This window comes from Vibrio sp. 1151_11, from assembly GCF_029478525.1.
In the GTDB taxonomy this organism is placed as follows: domain Bacteria; phylum Pseudomonadota; class Gammaproteobacteria; order Enterobacterales; family Vibrionaceae; genus Vibrio; species Vibrio anguillarum.
This window is the reverse complement of record NZ_SHMN01000081.1, coordinates 1-1,390: the sequence shown is the minus strand read 5'-3', so window position 1 is coordinate 1,390 and position 1,390 is coordinate 1. Positions and strand designations below refer to the sequence as shown.

The 1,390-nt window shown below is 40.5% G+C and carries 1 protein-coding gene; it reads right to left on the bottom strand.

Going from position 1 to position 1,390, the window contains the following annotated elements; translation table 11 throughout:
- A partial coding sequence (locus tag EXZ60_RS18840) for an IS4-like element ISVa16 family transposase (protein ID WP_277436155.1) occupies positions 1–1,299 on the bottom strand: 1,299 nt, incomplete at its 3' end.
- Positions 1,300–1,390: the final 91 nt, after the last annotated feature.

Genomic DNA, 1,390 nt, shown 5'->3' with positions numbered 1-1,390 from the left:
AACGGCATTTTTGTTCTTAGCATACCGTTGTGGTCTAGGCTTAACTGTTCTAGGGAATGTTCTTTCCCTTCGCCCTTCAAGTATTAAGCTTTCAGCCATGTTGTGAAAACCCTTTAACTGACGAGGTATTGCTCCTGGTGTTGAGTAAGGTAAGCCTACAAGTAACGCAGATACATGAGCTAATGTGCCGTTAAAACTCAGTTGATAAGGAAGGTAGTTTCCCTTTAAATTGAAGCAGAGCTCTACCATCTGATATCGAATTAAATTGTAAGTAAGCAAGATGCCCCATAACTCCTGCTTTACCAACTCTGGTAAACGACTTCGCAGCGTGAGACGGTTTCCAAGCATGTATTGTTTTTGCTCTCGGTAGCCTAGCTCTATCTCCCAACGATGCTCATAAAGACCAGTAATATCTTTTGATGGGTAACGCAGGGGATCTGTCATAGAAGTTAATACTTGGTAGTCTTTTCCTTTAATTTTACGAGTGACAAGTCGAGCGGTTATCGACTTTGGTAAATCAGACCATCGCTTTCTAGCTCTTGGATTACTGTGTAATTGAACAAGTTTGTCATTTCGCCCTAAAGATTGAACAATGTCATATTGTGTATTTTTCTTGAGGGGAATAAGCCAATGGCGCTCTGAACCAGAGTCTTGCCATTTATGTAATAAACCTAAAGAATAGAACCCCTTATCGAACATTGTCACGCTATGGTTTGGTGTTGTTTCTATCAGTTTTTCAGCTAATACCATTTCGTTTGTATTGTAGTTATCAAAAGCACTGGCCGTGATAATATGACTGCTTAGTTCCATTTGGCAGACCATTCTCACTTGCGGATATTGTGTCCCTTTTTGTCGAGAAAATGCATTTTCATTTTGCGGGTTATCGGGAGTTCGCCAAACAACGCCATCGACACCAAGAAGTGTTAATCCATTCCACTGGGGTAACTTTGCACTTTTTAACCATGAAGTCGTCATTCGCTCAAAGACCGCTTTAATTGCGCCTTCACCCAACGTCTTTCGACGTTGAGTCAACGCACTCGGTGCGACAAAAGCTTTACCCGTACGATCGACAATATCAAGCTGGTTAACTAAGTCTTTCATGGATTTATTGTTATAGATAGCCATTCCAACAAGTAACCAAACCATGGATTCTAGAGTTAATTTCCTCTTTCTCATCGTGACGGTATCAGTAAGAGAATAAGCTTCGTTGATGAGGTCAATTGGAAGTAAGTCAGACAAAGTCTCAACGTTGCTAGGTTTCCAATCATTAATTATGTTTAGAGCTTGAGAAACATCCATAAAAAAATCCAAGTGCATTAAATACACTTGGATTTTGACAGCTCTGAAGGATCGTTCAACCGATCACTTTGGCCTTAACTGATCGGCATTA